Raw genomic sequence first — 15,224 nt, forward strand, 5'->3', positions numbered from 1 at the left:
AGCAGCAGGTCAGTAGGCCTTGACCCGCTGGTCCACGATCAGGTGGATGAGCGCGAACGTGCCGTCCTCGTCGATCGCCTTGAGAGCGGCCTCGACGGCGGCCGGGACGTCGGCGTCCTTCTCCACGCGCACGCCGAAGCCGCCGAAGGCCTCGGCCATCTTCGCGAAGTCCGGGTTCTTCAGCTGCGTGCCGGAGACCCGATTGGGGTAGTCCCGCTCCTGGTGGGTGCGGATCGTGCCGTACTCCTGGTTGTCCATCACGACCACCAGCGGGGTAGCGCCGTATTGGGCGGCGGTGGCCAGTTCCTGTCCGTTCATGAGGAACTCGCCGTCACCGGCGATGGTCACCACGCGGCGGCCCGGGTGGTTCAGGGACGCGGCCACGGCGGAGGGCACCGAGTAACCCATGGAACCGTTGCGGGCCGAGACCATGGCGGCGTAGGAGTTGGTCGGGAAGTAACGGTGGGCCCAGTTGGTGTGCTCACCGGCACCCAGGGTGATCATGGCGTCCTCGGGCAGCGACTGCACCAGGTTGGCCATGAGGGTGTCCATGCGGGCCTGGCCCTCGGCCGGCTCGGCGGACGGCAGGGCGGCGAACTTCTCCTGCTCGCCGCGCATGCGGGAGGTCCATTCCTTCCACGAGTCCTTGACGGCCAGGTCCATCCGGACGAGGTCCCGCACGAACACGTCCGGCTTGGCCACGATCTGGTGGGACACGGGGCCGGAGCGGCCGCGCAGCGAGGGGTCGATGGTGACGAGGAAGTTCTTCTTGTCCCAGTTCTGACGGATGGTGAATCCGTCCGTGACCACGTCACCGGGGACGGTGCCCACGAAGACGATGAGGTCGGTCTCCTCGAGCAGATCATAGGTCGGCTTGGGGCGGCCGTAGCCGATCGGGCCCACATAGGACGGGGAGGTGAACGGCACGGTGCCCTCGGTGCGCCATTCGGCCGCCGCGGGGATGTTGTGCTCCTCGAGCCACGTCGTCAGGGCCTCGGCACCCTCGGTGGTCCAGTCGTTGCCTCCGGTGATGAACAGCGGCTTGTCGGACTCCTGCAGCGCCTCGTTCAGGGCCTTCCAGTCCTCCACGGTCATGCCGCCGGTGGCCACCGGGATGTTCGGGTGCAGCTCGGGGCTGATCTGCTCCTTGATGATGTCCTCGTGCAGGCCTACGATCACCGGCCCGGGCCGGCCGGACGTGGCGGCGAACATGGCCTCGGCCACGATCTCGGAGGCACGGCTGGCGTGGTCCAGGGTCATCACGCGCTTGGCGCCGGATTCGAACCACATCTGCGGGTCGAACTCCTGGAAGGCCTCCTTGCCGCGGTGCTCGAACGGGATCAGGCCCACGAACAGGACCATCGCGGTCGAGTCCTGCCATGCGGTGTGCAAGCCCACATGGGCGTTGGCGGCACCGGGGCCGCGTGTCACCATGGCGATGCCTGGAACGGAGTTCATCTTGCCGTCGGCCTCAGCCATGTAGGCGGCACCGCCCTCGTGGCGGCAGATGATGTTCTCGATGGAGGAGTGGTGCAGGCCGTCCAGCACATCGAGGTAGCTCTCACCCGGAATGGAATAGATCCGCTTGACGCCGTGCGCGTCGAGGGTGTCGACGATGACGTGCCCGGCCGACTTCGTTGTGGCCGTGGTCTGTTCAGTGCTCATGCAGTACTCCTTGGACTGTGGGCGGTGCCGGACATGCCGGCTCCGCGGCCCGAGATGGTCCTCGGGCGGCGCGCAGGTCAAACTTTGTACAAAGTACCCCAGCTCAGAGGCCCCACCCCGCGCTGTGGCAGGATGTGTCGTCCGCAGCGAGCACGTGGTCCTCCCTGAACATGATCTGTGGAGTTCCTGTCCACTACCCGTTTCAGCGCCAGTCGCCTGAACTGCACCCCCAAGCAGACGTACAGTGCTGTCACCGTCCGAAGTATTCATCCCCGAATCCCGGACAGCCTCAAAAGGACGAAACGCACCATGTTCTCAGCAACCACCACCAGTCGTCTGGCCCAGGCCGCGACGCTTGCCAACACGGCCCCCGGTCCCCGCGGCGGTCGCCTTCTCCCCGACCGGCTCGACCAGCCGGCCGAACTCCCCGTAGCCCTGCCCAACTGGAACTTCGACGAGGATCCCTCCAGCGCCACCCTGCGTTCCGTCCGCAAGCTGCGCGCCGCCGTCGCCGGCATCTGGCAGGACGCCCATGCCTTGGACATCGATGCCGCTCTCGAGGGCGTCAACCACCTTTTGGCCTCTGCGGGGCCCGTGCACGTGATCGCGCCCGAACCGGCCACGGAGCGCACCCCCGCAGTGCTGGCCGCCGGGCAGGACAGTGACGTCCCGGAGAAGACCCTCTCCACCTCTCTGGCCCTGGCACTGGCCGAGGTGGCCCTGGCAGGCGAACTGACGCGGCTGCGGACCTGCTCCGGGGAGGACTGCACCAACGCCTTCGTGGACCTGACCCGCAACCGCTCCAAGCAGTTCTGCGACGAGGCCAATTGCGCCAACCGCGCCCACGTCAAGGCCTACCGGGCCCGGCAAGCTGCGGAGTCATCGGACCGCGGCGACCACTCAGACCACCCGGACCACAGCGACGACCCGGACCACGAGGCCGAATCGGACGAGATGTCCTCGGAGCACGGCTCGCTGGAGGATGCGCAGGAGAAGAAGGACAAGGCCGGGAAGAAGAAGGCCAAGAAGGGCAAGAAGAAGAAGTAGGCTCGTCACGTCCCCACCCGGGACACCGTTCCCGTCTCACCCGGACGGTGCCGTCAAGGCCCGACGCACACGTCGACCGTTGTTGCCCGCCGCTGGCCGGTCCCCCGACCGCGCCCGTGGCGCTGGTCCCTGATCGCCGTCCACGTGAGGAAGACACCGTGAACTCCACACCCCTGATCCCTGCCATCCCGCACCAATTCACCCCCACCCCCGGCCAGAGGATCGATCCGGTCCTGGCCCGCTCCTGGCTGCTGGTCAACGCCGCCCACCCCGAGAAGTTCCCGGCCGCCGAGGACTCTCCGGCGGACATCGTGGTCCTGGACATCGAGGACGCGGTGGCACCCCAGGACAAGGACACCGCGCGGGAGAACGCCGTGGCGTGGCTGACCGGCGGGCACTCGGCCTGGGTGCGCCTCAACGGCTACGGCTCCTCGTGGTGGGAGCAGGACGTCGCGGCGCTGGCCGCCACCCTGCCCCGCGCCTACGGCGGGCCGGTCCCCGAGGGTGGCCTGGCCGGCGTCGTGCTGGCGATGGTGGAGTCCACCGACCACGTGAACGAGACTGCGGCCCGGTTGCCGGGCATCCCGGTGGTCGCACTGGTGGAGACGGCCCGAGGGCTGCAGCGCATCAATTCGATCGCCGCGGCGAAGGGCACCTACCGGCTGGCCTTCGGGATCGGCGACTTCCGCCGGGACACCGGATTCGGGGAGTCGCCGCTGGCACTGGCCTACGCGCGCAGCCAGTTCACCATCGCCGCCAAGGCCACCGGCCTGCCGGGCCCGATCGATGGCCCGACCGTCGGCACCACGGGCGTGAAGCTGGCCGAGGCTGCCGCCACCACGGCGGAGTTCGGCATGACGGGAAAGATCTGCCTGCTGCCCGAGCAGTGCGCTGTGGTCAACGAGGGCCTGAGCCCGTCCCAGGACGAGATCACGTGGGCACACGAGTTCCTGGACGACTTCGCCGCGGACGGCGGGGTCATCCGCAACGGCTCCGACCTGCCGCGCAAGGCGCGGGCGGACCGGATCCTGGAACTGGCCGAGGCCTTCGGCGTGCAGTGGATCCGCGAGGACGAGGACGATCACGCCCCGGCGCCCTCGGACACCTTCCACTACTGACGGTTCAGGACCCCTGTGGTTCGCCTGCGTCGGACTGGTCGCCTGAGCCGGACTGGTCACCCTGGCCGGCTGCATCCCGTTTGCGCTGGGCCTCAGCCTTGCGCCGGGCGACGGACTGCCGGTGCAGCTCCTCGGAGGAGCGGTGCACGCCGGAGCCCTGGGAGAGGTGTTCGGGGTTGTCCTTGGCGGCCAGCTGGAGCATCGCCACGACCACGAGGGAGACGATGAAGAAGATCCCGAAGGCGATCAACCCGAGGTCGAACCGCAGCGGGTTGTCCGAGCCTCCGGAGGCGGTCATCGTGGCCACAGCCCCGCCCACCAGGGCCAGGACGAAGGAGAACCACAGGGGTCCCTTGATGGACTGCAGGAACCCGGCCTTCTGCTGGGGCGTCGCGGCAGACTGGTTGGCCGAGGTCTCCGACCGTCCGGCTGCTGCCTTCCGCGCCGGCTTCCCGGCAGCCTGCCCTGGGGCGCGCCCCGTCCGGGCATCACCGGGACGGGGCGTCTCGGGCTGCTGACCGGCGCTGGGCGTGCTCACTGACCATCTCCTGTACGGCGGGTGGCCGGGCCGGATTCGAGTGAACGAGGGCCTGACCTGCTCAAAGTGTGGTGGCGCGCCGGCCTCAGGCCGGGACGCACCCTTTCATTCTACGCGTTGTAGAGAACGGGGCCGACCGTCCCGCAGGACCGCTCCGCCGAGCGCATCCGGTCAGCTGCGCGGGGCGCGCGGTCCCTCGTCCTTCTGGGCGGCCAGCGCGGCCGGGCCGGCGTCGTGCCGGAAGCCGAAGCCGGAGATCGCGAGCAGCACCGCGATGATGATGGCTCCGCCGCCCACGATGCCGAGCAGCCCGTGCGCGTCCAGGTGGAGGAAGAGCAACAGCCCGACGCCGGACAGCGCACCCACCGCACCCGTGTACAGCTGGTCGCGGGCCGGCACGAAGGCCTTGCGGTACTGCAGCCACGCCACGAACTCAGCCAGACCCGAGCCGATGAGGGCGACGGCGGCGATGATCCCCGCCACGAACTCGGTCCCGGCGAACAGCAGGGCGATGGCACCGGCCATGAAGAGGGCCGCGGCGATCGAGAGCGGTCCGCGCATTTTTTCCGGCACCGGATCCCGGCGCAGGTACTCCCACAGGCCGGATCCGGAGAACACGAAGTAGGCCGCCAGGCCGTACTTCAACACGGGCAGGCCGAAATCCTGGAGGAAGACGGTGGTCAGGCCGAAGATCGCGGCGATCAGCGCGCGGATGATGATCGGCTTCCACATGATCGCGGCGGTCTCGGCGGGGGCTTTTGCTGCAGGCACCCGACCATTCTAGGTGGGTGCCGTCAACCGCCCGTCCGCATCCACGCATCCGACCGCGCCCGCAGCCCGAGGGTGAGCGCGCGGGCTCCCATGAAGACCCCCGCGAAACCGGCCCACAGCAGCGCCAGTTGGGCGCCGGAATCGGGCGCCTGACCGGTTCCGGTACCGGTGGCGAGCCAACCGAGCCCGGCGAGCGCCGGCAGGTAGACCGCGAGGTTCACGACGCCGGCCAGCGCGAGATAGCGGGCATCGCCGGCTCCGATCAGCACCCCGTCCAGGACGAAGACGTAACCGCTCAGCGGCTGGGAGGCTGCCAGGACGAGGAGCCCGGCGGTCGCGGCGGCCTGGACGGCGGGCTCCGGGGTGAACAGGGGCGGCAGCACCCACGCCAGGACGGCCAACAACAACCCGGTGATCACGCCGAACCACAGGGACCACCTGATCATGGTGCTGGTCAGGGCACGGGCATCGTCCTTTCGGCCGGCACCGAGTTCCCGGCCGATGAGGGCCTGGGCGGCGATGGCGAGGGCGTCCAGGGCGAAGGCCAGGGTCGAGTAGACCGTGAAGACGAGTTGGTGTGCGGCGAGCGTGGACGTGCCGAGGCCGGTGGCCGCCACCACCGTGAAGAGGATGGCGGCGCGAAGGGTGGCGGTGCGCAGCAGCAGCCAGGAGCCCACCTGCGCGGTGGCCCGCATGCCGGACCCGGACGGGGCCAGGTGGGTGCCGGCGCGACGGAACCGCGGGTACAGCACGGCCAAATAGACCGCGAACATGGCCCACTGCACGGCCGAGGTGCCCATCGCGGAGCCGGCCACTCCAAGGCCCGCGCCGTAGACCAGCACGAAGTTCAGCCCGATGTTCGCGGCGAAGCCCACCCCGGCCACGATCAGCGGGGTCCTTGTATCCAGCAACCCCCGCAGGATGCCGGTGGCGGCCAGCACGCCGAGCATCGCCGGGATCCCCGGCATGGACCACTGCAGGTAGGCCACGGCATGGTCCTGCACCGCACCGTCGGCACCGATCATCCCGGCCAGGGCCGGGGCGGCGAACCAGCCGGCCACCGCCAGGACGGTGCCGAGCAGCAGGGCCAGCCACACGCCGTCCCGCCCGCGGTCCATCGCCGCGCCCAGGTTGCCGGCGCCCAGGAACCGGGACACGGCCGGCGTTGTGGAATAGGCGAGGAAGACCATCAGTCCGGTGACGGTGTGCAGCACCGTGGTGCCGACCCCGACGCCGGCCAGCTCGGCCACGCCCAGGTGGCCGATGATCGCGGTGTCCGCGAGCAGGAACATCGGCTCGGCCAACAGGGCGCCGAACGCGGGGACGGCGAGGGCCAGGATCTGCCGGGAGATCGGGCGGGCGTCCCGTGGTGCTGCGGTCACATGCCCTCGGGCAGCAGGGGCAGGAGCGTGTACGCCACGATGATGGAGACGAGGTTGTTGAACACGTGCAGGATCGTGGCATAGGCCAGTGATTTGCCGGTCAGGACGTAGGCCACCGTGATGGCGGCGGCGAGCGTCAGGTACGGGATGACCTGGACGGGGTCGAAGTTGAAGCCGGTGCTGAGGAAGTGGATCAGGGCGAACAGCACCATGGAGATCACCACGCAGACCCACACGTTGATCCAGCGGGAGAGCTTGCCGATCATCAGGTGCCGGAAGATGTACTCCTCCACGAATGGCGCCATGAAAACGGTCACCAGCAGCATGGGCAGGAACGCGACCTGGGTGGTCATCTCCTCGATGGCCAGCTGGTTGGCACTCTTGATGGGCTGGCCCGCGGCCATCACCACGAGGGCGTTGACCATGATGCACGCGAACCAGATCACCGGGATGAGCCCGATCTTGAGCCACCCGTACTGCTTGAACGTGCGGAACGAGGCGATGAACGGCTTCCAGCACGCGATCAGCGCCAGGACGGTGAGGAGCGAGTAGGAGATCAGGTTGATGCTGAACGTGAACGAGCCCTCGTTGAGCGTGCCATCCGGCTCCGTGAACTGCTCCCGGAAGCCCGGGATGAGCGTCACCAGCACGGCCCCGCCCAGGATGAAGATGAGCAGGTAGGCCAGCACCGTGACCAGGTCCATCCAGGTGGGCTTCCCCGGGTCGAGGACGATCCGGTCCTGCGGACGGCGGCCCGGCCACCCTGGTGGGATGGAACCCGGCGGGATGGAGCCCTGCGGGGCTAAGCCGACCGCGTTCGGGTGGCTTGGAATGCCCTGCGGCTGGCCGTAGCGCTGGCCCCGCTTCGGCCAGCCGGCCGGGATGTTCGGCTGGCCCTGCGATGAGGAGCCGTGACCGTGGGCCGGGCCGGTGGGCTGGTGCTGCGGGGGCTGCCGCGGGTCGTCGGTCATGGGTTCATGTTATCGACGCTGCACGGTGTGTCCGCGTCTCCGCTGGGCGCGCTCGTCATGCGTCGTCCACCGCGTGGCGACGATCATGGCCAGCACCAGTGCCGGCAACTCGCCCATGGCCCAGGACACGGCACCACCGACTTGCTGGTCCGTCACCGGGTCTGTCCACGGCAGGTGGTCCATCCCCGTGAAGAAGGCTCCGCCCAGGGGGGATGTGTTGCTGAGCAGGAACAGCCCGAAGAAGGTGTGGAAGACCATGGAGGGCAGCAGCAATGCCAGCCGCAGCGGGAAGAAGGGCCGCTGAGGGCCGGGGTCGGTCCCGATCACCACGTTGGTGAACAGGTACCCCACGAGGAAGAAGTGCACCATCATCAAGACGTGGAGCACATGGCTGCGCATGGCCAGCTCAAACAGAGGGGTCAGGTAGAAGATCGCCATCGAGACGGGTACGTGGAGCGCGGCGACTACCGGATGGGTGAAGAACTGTGCCCACCGGGCGTGCAGGACCGCCATCAGCAGTTCCCGCGGTCCGCTCGTTCCATCCTGGCGACGTGGGATTGCGCGCAGGGCCAGGGTGACGGGCGAGCCGAGCACGATGAAGATCGGCAACACCGAGAGCAGCATCATGTGCTGCATCATGTGCGCGCTGAACAGAACCCGGCCGTAGACGCCGACCCCGCCGCTGGCCGTCCAGACCAGCAGCGCCATGCCGAGGAGCCAGCACACCATGCGGGCCGCCGGCCAGGCGTCGCCACGACGCCGGAGCCGCAGCGCCCAGGACAGGTAGACCCACGCCCCTGCCCCCGCCAGAAGGAGGAAGAGCGGGTCGAGACTCCACTGTGTGACCAGGCCGGCGAACCAAGGGACGGGCAATCCGGCCAGTTCCGCGCCCTCCGAGATCCGGGCCTGCGGTATGGGCGGGGAGGAGGACCCCAGCGCGACGGAGACCCCCACCACCGCCGCCATGATGAGCACCTCTACGGCAGCCAGCCGCCAAAAGGGCCAGCTCGGGCCACCGGCGGCCGTCACGAGCGGGATCGTGGAACGCCGGTGCCACCAGCCGGCGGCCGCTAGGGCGGTGAAGGCCAGGAGCTTCACCGCGAGGAGCTGACCCCAGGTGGTGGTCAGCAGCTGCCACGGGCTCTCCAGTCGGATCCATGCACCGGCAGCACCGGACAGGACGACCATCACCACCGCCCAGCCGGCGATCGTGGAGAACCGGGAGATCACCGGCCTGAGGTGGTCCCTCGTGCCCAGCATCGCGAAGACCAGCACGGCCAGCGCCCCCGCCCACAGGCTGATACCCACCAGGTGGAGCCATAGCGCCGAGACGGCGAGTTCGTGGTCCCCGGCGCTGGAGGCATGGCCGAGGCCGGCGCGCGGGGCCAGTGCCGCACCGGCGGCGACGGCCGCCCAGCAGGCACCGGCCGACGTCGTGCTCAACACTGCCAGGGCTGCGGTCACGGCCGAGAGGACCACTGCCCAGGCCAGCGTCGCGCCGAGGTCGATGCCTGAGATGAACTGGACCACCAACGCCGGGTAGCCGGGCCCGCCGATGCTGGATCCCATGACGGAGGCATGGACGAACACCAGGTGGACCGCTTGCGCGAGGGCCCAGACGATGGCGGCGACGGCGCTGAGCGTGGCCGCGCGCTGCCATGGTGGCCGGCCAGGCCGCAGGACGACGGCGCACAGCGTGAGTCCGCCGAGCGTCACCATGGCCGCCAGGTGCACCAGGGCATTGACCAGGGGCAGCCCCCACCGCACCAGCGCGCCTGGATCCACGAGTCCCCCGGACACCGCAACGCCGCTGAGGAGGATGGCGGCCGCGGCCACCATGAGCGCGATGACTAGCGCTGCCGCCAGGAGCGAGGCGGCCGGCCAGGGCGCTCCGCCGGTGTCCTCCTGGCCCGGCGTGTTCCGAAGGTCGACCTGGCTCATGGAGACTCCGCCACGGTGATCGTGGTGTGCATGCCCTGCGCGTGGTGTCCGACGAGCGTGCAGACCAACTCGAGCTCCTCGCCGGCGGAGACTGTGATCGCCATGATGTGCGTCTCGCCGGGGTCGAGCTCCGGCGATGCCCACGAACCCTGTTCACCATGGATGACGACATCGTGGCTGGCCCCTCCGGCGTTGGTCACCTCCACGTGCACCTCGCCGGGGATCAGCTGCGCCCCACCGGTCTCGATGCTCCACTCAGTCAGTCCCAGCCGCAGCCGATCGGTGGCCGCGGCGGAGTGTGCAGCGGAGTGTGGTGCGGCGGAGTGTGCGGGCACCGGTTCTTCCGATCCGCACCCGACGACTACCAGGCCCAGGGTCACGGCCAGCGCCGAGCCGAACATCGCGGCCCATACCGACGCCCGGGGCGGCAATGTCCTGCGGTGCGCGGAACGGAGCGGTCCGGAGGTCACGGCAGCACCTCTGCGGGCATCTGGCCGAGTCCGCCCTCCAGGAAGGCGGTGACCTGGTCGGCGGCGGGATGCTCAGGTGCCAACTGGACGAACTGCTGGAGCAGCGCGGAGGCCCGGTCAGGGTCCTCGCCGTGCACCAGGGCGCCGAGGAGCAACAGGCTGGGAGCGTGGTCCTGCCGGACGCGCAGGGACTCCTCCAGGACCTCGCGTGCTGCCCTCGGTTCGCCGCTGCGGACGAGGGCGAAGGCATGCCGGTAGCGGGTATCGGGGTCCAGGGGCCGAAGTCGCGTGGCGGCGGCGTACGCCTTGACGGCCTCGGCGTCCTTGCCGGCCTCCTCCAGGGCGCCCGCGAAGGCGAGCCGCAGTCCGGCGTTCCCTGGTGCGTGGTCGACGGCGTCACGCAAGATGGGAAGGGTATCAACCGGTCCCGCGCCCTCCTGTTGCATGCCCTGTGGCACCGGTGCCCCAGCGCGCGGGACCAGCAACCACACGCCAACGAGGGTGGTGGCCGCCAAGGCCAGAAGTCCGGTCCACCGCCGCCGGTTGGCGGGGCCACCACGGACCAGGAGCACGACGACGGCGGCCCCGACCAGTGCGACGGGCGCGGCCCACAGCAGCCAGCCGTAACCGGTGTGGGGCGGTGCCAGCAGCACCTCATCTCCGTAGCGCTCGGCGAACCACGCCTGGATCTCATGCGCTGAACGGCCCTGTCTGACCTGCTGCTCCACCGTCCGCCGCATCGCATCGGACAGCAGGGCGCTCGAATCGGCGATGCTCTCCCCGGCGCAGGTGGGACAGCGCAGTGATTGGGAGACTTCGCGGGCCGTGTCCTCCGCCGAGACCGGGCCAGAATCCGTCGCGGCGGACCACAGTCCCAGGATCGCGAAGATCCCGATGGCCACGGCCACAGACCACGCCAGCACCCGCCTCATGGTTCTTCCTCTTCACTCACAGAGGTGCCGTGGACGAGGGGAACGATGACGGAATCAATCCAGTCCTGGTCCACCGCACCGAACCGGTGGGCGGCGATGGTCCCGTCCCGGTCCACCACGAAGGTCTGGGGCATCCCGCTGATCCCCCACTCGACCGCAAGGGTCCCCTCGGTGTCCACCACACTGGGGAAGCTCACTCCCGTCTCCGCCACGAGGTCCTGGGCCGCATCCGTCCGGTCCCGGGTGTTGATCCCCAGCACGTGCAGGCCGTCGTCACCGTGAGCATCCTGGGCCGCCTCAAGAACGGGCATCTCGTCCCGGCAGGGTCCACACCAGGATGCCCAGGCGTTGACGACGACAACCTCTCCCGCCAGCTCGGCAATGTCTTGGGGATTGCCCTGGAGGTCGAGACCGGACAAGGGCGGCGCCACGCGGGGGCCGTCGTCGGCGCCGTGCTGGCAGCCCGCCAAGACCAGCACCCCGATGGCCGTTGCCGCCATGGTGCGCACCGATGCCTTGCCGCGCCTCATGCCCGCTGTCCCACCGGCGCAGGATCTGAGCGAGGGGACGGGCGCGCTGGTGCGGCACGACGACTGCGCGGCCAACCGGCGATGGCTGCGCCGAGGATCATGATGCCCGCTGACGTCCAGAGCCAGCTGACGAGGGGGTTGACCGCCAGACGGAGGGTGACAAGCCCGGACTCCTCGTCCACGTCCAGGAGGGTGACGTAGACGTCGCGCAGCAGCTCGCTGCGGATCTGCGGTCCCGCGAGCATGGTGCGCTCTGTTTCGTACCAGCGCAGTTCCGGCTCCACGACGGTGACGAACTCCTGCCCCTGGCCCAGCGCCACCTGGGCGGCCGCCACGCTGCGGCGTCCCTCGTCCCGGCCATCGAGTCCGATCACCGTGACCGTTGTCTCCCCGGCCGTCACCGTCCCCCCGACGGGGACGCTCTCCTGGGTGACCGTGCCCAGTCCACCGCCCAGAACGGCCACGGCAGCCACGGCGATACCGGTGTGGGCGACCCACGCGCCGACGGCGAGCCGGTCGCGCCGGCGTCGATCGGATGCCACCATAGCGAGGCTGGCCACGGCGAAAGCGGCCAGGCCGGCGCTGACGGCCAGCCACACCTCGGAGAAGATCAGGGCGACCGCGCCCAGGCAGGTCAGTCCGGCCAAGGCCGGCAGGCGCATACGGCGTGCCGTCGAGCGCCACGTGCCGGTACGCACCGGCAGCCACGGTCCGAGCACCATCATGACGAGCAGAAGGAGTGCGAGTGGAGCCAGTGTCCGGTGGTACCACGGCGGACCGACCGACAGTCGCTCACCCGTGGTGGCCAGCAGGATCGACGGGAGCGTCGTGCCCACCAGCACGACGAGGGTGACGAGGACCAACAGCGTCCGGTTGACCCGGAGGGCGGTGGACCGGGACACGAGCGACGGCGTCGAGGTGTCCCCCAGTTCACGGCGGCGCCGGTGGACCAGGACCGCCCACGGCACGAGGGCGGCCACCACGATGACCAGTAACGCCGGTCCCAGCGGCGATGTGGTGAACGCATGGATGCTCTCCACGAATCCGGACCGAGTCAGGAACGTCGCCAACAGCACGAGCACGAAGCTGGCACCGGCCAGTCCGGCCGCCCACAGTCGCCATGCGCCGACACGGGCCCTCGGAGCCACCGTGTGCAGCACGGCCGTGGCGGTGAGCCAGGGCAGCAGGGAGGCGTTCTCCACCGGATCCCAGGCCCAGTAGCCGCCCCAGCCGAGGACGGCGTAGGACCACCAGGCACCGAGGACGATCCCGGCGGTGAGCAGGATCCACGACACCAGGGTCCACCGGCGCAATCGAGCCGCCCAGGCGGCATCCATCTGCCGGGTGACCAAGCCCCCTAACGCGACCGCATAGGGAACAGCCAAACCGAGGAAGCCGGCGTAGAGCAGCGGCGGATGCACGCCCATGGCCACGTGATCCTGGAGCAGAGGGCTGGGCCGGGCGGATACGGCACCGTCATCCACCGTGAAGGGGGACGCCATCAGGGCCACGATGGCGAAGGCGACCGTGGTCAGGCTCAGGACCGAACCGACGACACCTCGGCTGCGTTGCGAGGTGTCAGCAGCATCCCGGACAGCGAGGGCCGAGACAACAGCCAACACGAGCAGCCAGAGCAGCAGCGATCCCTCCAACGCGGACCACAGCGCGGTGATGCGGTAGTAGACCGGCAGTTCCGGTCCGGACACCATGGCCACGAAGTTCAATCGCGTGTCGTGGGATACCAGCGCGACCTCGACGAGCGCCACCGCGGCGACCGCAGCGGCCAGTGCCAGTCCAGTCATCCACTGCCCGACCTTCGCCAGCTGACGACCACGTCCGGCTCCAGTAGTAGAGGGGCCGGCTACGCGCACGGCCTCCGCCCGGGCAGCGGCGGCCCAGACGATGGCACCGGTCAGCGAGGCGGCCAGCACGAGGATCAACAGGACGGTGCCCAGCACGGTCACGGTGTCACCTCGGCGGGCGCACGGTACTCGTTGGAGTGGCGCAGCACGATCTGGTCGGCGGCGACCACACCGTCCTCGCTCAGCGTTCCGTCGACGACGGCGCCCTCCCCCTCACGCACGACGTCCGGCAGTCGGCCGGGGTAACTCACCGTGACATCCGTGGCTCCATCGGTGAGTGTCATGGTCGATTCCTCGACGGTCTCGACCACCGATCCCGGCATGACCATCCCGCCCAGCCGCACTGAATCCCCCGGTTGCGTGGTTCCCACCAGTTCGCTGGGTGTCCGGAAATAGGACATACCGTCGTCGGCAGCCGCCACCCCGAGTCCGGCCAGGCCGGCACAGGCGGCGAGCAGTAGGCCCAGCCGCGCTGTCCGCGACGTGATCCATGAGGGCCTGGCTCGATCGGTCATCGGCGCAGCAGCTCCCCTCCGGTGGTGGTCGATGGCAGCTTCGGTTCGGGTAGGGGCACGCCTCGCGTGGCCGCCTCCCGCAGTGTCACGGCGCGATATCCCACGGCCCACGCCGTCAGCAGGGTGAAACCAAGCACGGCCGCAGCCAGCGCGACGCCCATGAGGGGGTCGATCGGCGGACTCAGGCTCGGGGCCAGGATCGTCGGAGGCTGGTGCAGGGTCCGCCACCACAGCACCGAGAAGTGAACCAGCGGCACGGTGAGGAATCCGACGACGCCGATCACGGAGGCCGACTGACGGCCGCGGCTGGTCCGGACCAGCCCGCTGAGGGTCAGGTAGACCACGTACACCAGGCCCATGGCAACGGTGGTGATGACGCGTGCGTCCCAGGCCCACCACGTTCCCCAGGTCAGCGCTCCCCAGATGCTTCCGGTGAGCAGGGTCAGGGCGGTCAGGAGGACGCCGGCTTCGGCTGCAGCGCGGGCCACGGCCCACGCCCGCTCACTGCGGATGAACAGATGCCGGAGGCTGGCCACCAGGACTGCACCGAAGCAGAGGAAGGCGCTCCAGGCGGCGGGCACATGGAGGTACATCAGCCGTTGCGCCTCTCCCTGGACGGCATCGGCGGGTGCGATGAACAGGGCGAACGGCAGAGTGAGGACGCAGACGATCAATCCGGCTGCCAGCAGCTTCTGCTGCCCCGCACTCATTGGTCGTAGAGGTAGGCGGCGATGTCCCGGGCGTCCTGCTCGGTGACCCCCATGTTCGGCATGGCGGTGCCCGGCACGATGTCTTGCGGGTTCTTTATCCATCGGATGAGCTCCTCAGGGCGGTTGGGCAATTGACCGGCGATGTAGATCTGGTCATCGAATCCGGTGAGATCCGGGCCGATGGTCCGGGAGACGCTCTGGACTCCCGGAACGGTGTGGCAGGAGGCGCAGCCGTACTCGATGATCGCCGCGCTTCCCGCATCCGGATCACTTCGGGGCACGGGGCCGGACCCGTCTGTGGTGCCAGGCCCGTGATCGCAGGCGGCCACCGCCAGCAACGTGGCGACCGCAGCCACGGCAATAGCGGCTCTTCGGACGTTCATCAGCAGACCTCCAGGACGAGGGGCATGGCCATGATCAGCACGATGCCGAAGCCGAACAGGACGGCCAGGGCACAGCCGCTGAGGCCCAGGAAGGACATGAGCGGCGCACGGGCACGGTGCCCAGCACGTAGCGCCCGCACGCTGAAGAAGCCGCTGACGACCGTGATCAGCAGCAGCACCGCGTTCATCCCCATCAGCACCAGGAGCAGCGCCGTCTCGGGAGCCGGGGCCCCCGCGGTCGCCGACGCGGTGCACGTGAAGTCCTGCAGCAGCCAGGACAACCCCAGCGAGGCGAGCCAGGCGACCGGCGGGATCAGGAGGGGAAGGGCGGCCTGCCACGCCCCGCGCGTCGTCTCGTCGGGCCGGTGCACGAAGGAGGGAGTAGGCAT

16 protein-coding genes are annotated in these 15,224 nt (G+C 69.5%); 2 read left to right on the plus strand and 14 right to left on the minus strand.

What is annotated here, in order from left to right:
* Positions 1–9: 9 nt before the first annotated feature.
* Positions 10–1,665, minus strand: coding sequence for a thiamine pyrophosphate-dependent enzyme (locus IEX49_RS04160; protein WP_188804496.1), 1,656 nt, complete (start codon positions 1,663–1,665; stop codon positions 10–12).
* A gap of 309 nt (positions 1,666–1,974) precedes the next feature.
* On the opposite strand from IEX49_RS04160, the gene IEX49_RS04165 reads away from it, so the two are divergent.
* Both IEX49_RS04165 and IEX49_RS04170 read left to right on the plus strand, forming a co-directional pair.
* Positions 1,975–2,712: a CGNR zinc finger domain-containing protein gene (locus IEX49_RS04165; RefSeq protein ID WP_229672224.1), complete on the plus strand. Its 738-nt coding sequence runs from the start codon at positions 1,975–1,977 to the stop codon at positions 2,710–2,712.
* Between the two features lie 158 nt (positions 2,713–2,870).
* A complete protein-coding gene (locus tag IEX49_RS04170) occupies positions 2,871–3,830 on the plus strand; it encodes an HpcH/HpaI aldolase/citrate lyase family protein (RefSeq protein ID WP_373286676.1) in 960 nt (319 codons plus the stop codon).
* Between the two features lie 4 nt (positions 3,831–3,834).
* On the opposite strand, the gene IEX49_RS04175 is transcribed toward IEX49_RS04170, so the two are convergent.
* The 13 genes from IEX49_RS04175 to IEX49_RS04235 form a co-directional block, all read right to left on the minus strand.
* Positions 3,835–4,368, minus strand: coding sequence for a hypothetical protein (locus tag IEX49_RS04175; RefSeq protein WP_188804498.1), 534 nt, complete (start codon positions 4,366–4,368; stop codon positions 3,835–3,837).
* Positions 4,369–4,539: 171 nt separating this feature from the next.
* Complete coding sequence (locus tag IEX49_RS04180) at positions 4,540–5,139, minus strand: hypothetical protein (RefSeq protein WP_229672226.1); 600 nt, start codon at positions 5,137–5,139, stop codon at positions 4,540–4,542.
* A gap of 23 nt (positions 5,140–5,162) precedes the next feature.
* Positions 5,163–6,521 (minus strand): MATE family efflux transporter, encoded by a 1,359-nt coding sequence (locus tag IEX49_RS04185; RefSeq protein ID WP_188804500.1) that lies wholly within the window; start codon positions 6,519–6,521, stop codon positions 5,163–5,165.
* Positions 6,518–7,492 carry a CPBP family intramembrane glutamic endopeptidase gene (locus IEX49_RS04190; protein ID WP_188804502.1) on the minus strand — a complete coding sequence of 325 codons (975 nt, stop codon included), beginning with the start codon at positions 7,490–7,492 and terminating at the stop codon, positions 6,518–6,520. Before IEX49_RS04190 ends, IEX49_RS04185 begins: the two co-directional genes overlap by 4 nt.
* A gap of 9 nt (positions 7,493–7,501) precedes the next feature.
* Entirely contained in the window at positions 7,502–9,433 is a 1,932-nt protein-coding gene (locus IEX49_RS04195; RefSeq protein ID WP_188804504.1) for a bifunctional copper resistance protein CopD/cytochrome c oxidase assembly protein, read from the minus strand.
* Positions 9,430–9,903, minus strand: coding sequence for a cupredoxin domain-containing protein (locus IEX49_RS04200; RefSeq protein ID WP_188804506.1), 474 nt, complete (start codon positions 9,901–9,903; stop codon positions 9,430–9,432). The genes IEX49_RS04195 and IEX49_RS04200 overlap by 4 nt, the downstream gene beginning before the upstream one ends.
* The gene (locus tag IEX49_RS04205) at positions 9,900–10,835 is read right to left on the minus strand and encodes a cytochrome c-type biogenesis protein CcmH (protein WP_188804508.1); all 936 of its coding nucleotides are present in this window, start codon (positions 10,833–10,835) and stop codon (positions 9,900–9,902) included. Before IEX49_RS04205 ends, IEX49_RS04200 begins: the two co-directional genes overlap by 4 nt.
* On the minus strand, positions 10,832–11,365 hold the full coding sequence (locus IEX49_RS04210; RefSeq protein WP_188804510.1) for a TlpA family protein disulfide reductase: 534 nt from the start codon (positions 11,363–11,365) through the stop codon (positions 10,832–10,834). The genes IEX49_RS04205 and IEX49_RS04210 overlap by 4 nt, the downstream gene beginning before the upstream one ends.
* A complete protein-coding gene (ccsA, locus tag IEX49_RS04215; protein ID WP_188804512.1) occupies positions 11,362–13,329 on the minus strand; it encodes a cytochrome c biogenesis protein CcsA in 1,968 nt (655 codons plus the stop codon). The genes IEX49_RS04210 and ccsA (IEX49_RS04215) overlap by 4 nt, the downstream gene beginning before the upstream one ends.
* Positions 13,326–13,742 (minus strand): cytochrome c maturation protein CcmE, encoded by a 417-nt coding sequence (locus IEX49_RS04220; RefSeq protein ID WP_188804514.1) that lies wholly within the window; start codon positions 13,740–13,742, stop codon positions 13,326–13,328. Before IEX49_RS04220 ends, ccsA (IEX49_RS04215) begins: the two co-directional genes overlap by 4 nt.
* Positions 13,739–14,452, minus strand: a complete 714-nt coding sequence (gene ccsA / locus IEX49_RS04225) for a cytochrome c biogenesis protein CcsA (protein WP_188804516.1) — start codon at positions 14,450–14,452, stop codon at positions 13,739–13,741. The genes IEX49_RS04220 and ccsA (IEX49_RS04225) overlap by 4 nt, the downstream gene beginning before the upstream one ends.
* Positions 14,449–14,835, minus strand: coding sequence for a c-type cytochrome (locus tag IEX49_RS04230; protein WP_188804518.1), 387 nt, complete (start codon positions 14,833–14,835; stop codon positions 14,449–14,451). The genes ccsA (IEX49_RS04225) and IEX49_RS04230 overlap by 4 nt, the downstream gene beginning before the upstream one ends.
* A complete protein-coding gene (locus IEX49_RS04235; RefSeq protein WP_188804520.1) occupies positions 14,835–15,224 on the minus strand; it encodes a hypothetical protein in 390 nt (129 codons plus the stop codon). The genes IEX49_RS04230 and IEX49_RS04235 overlap by 1 nt, the downstream gene beginning before the upstream one ends.

Origin of the sequence: Citricoccus zhacaiensis (assembly GCF_014645315.1) — a bacterium.
GTDB lineage: Bacteria > Actinomycetota > Actinomycetes > Actinomycetales > Micrococcaceae > Citricoccus > Citricoccus zhacaiensis.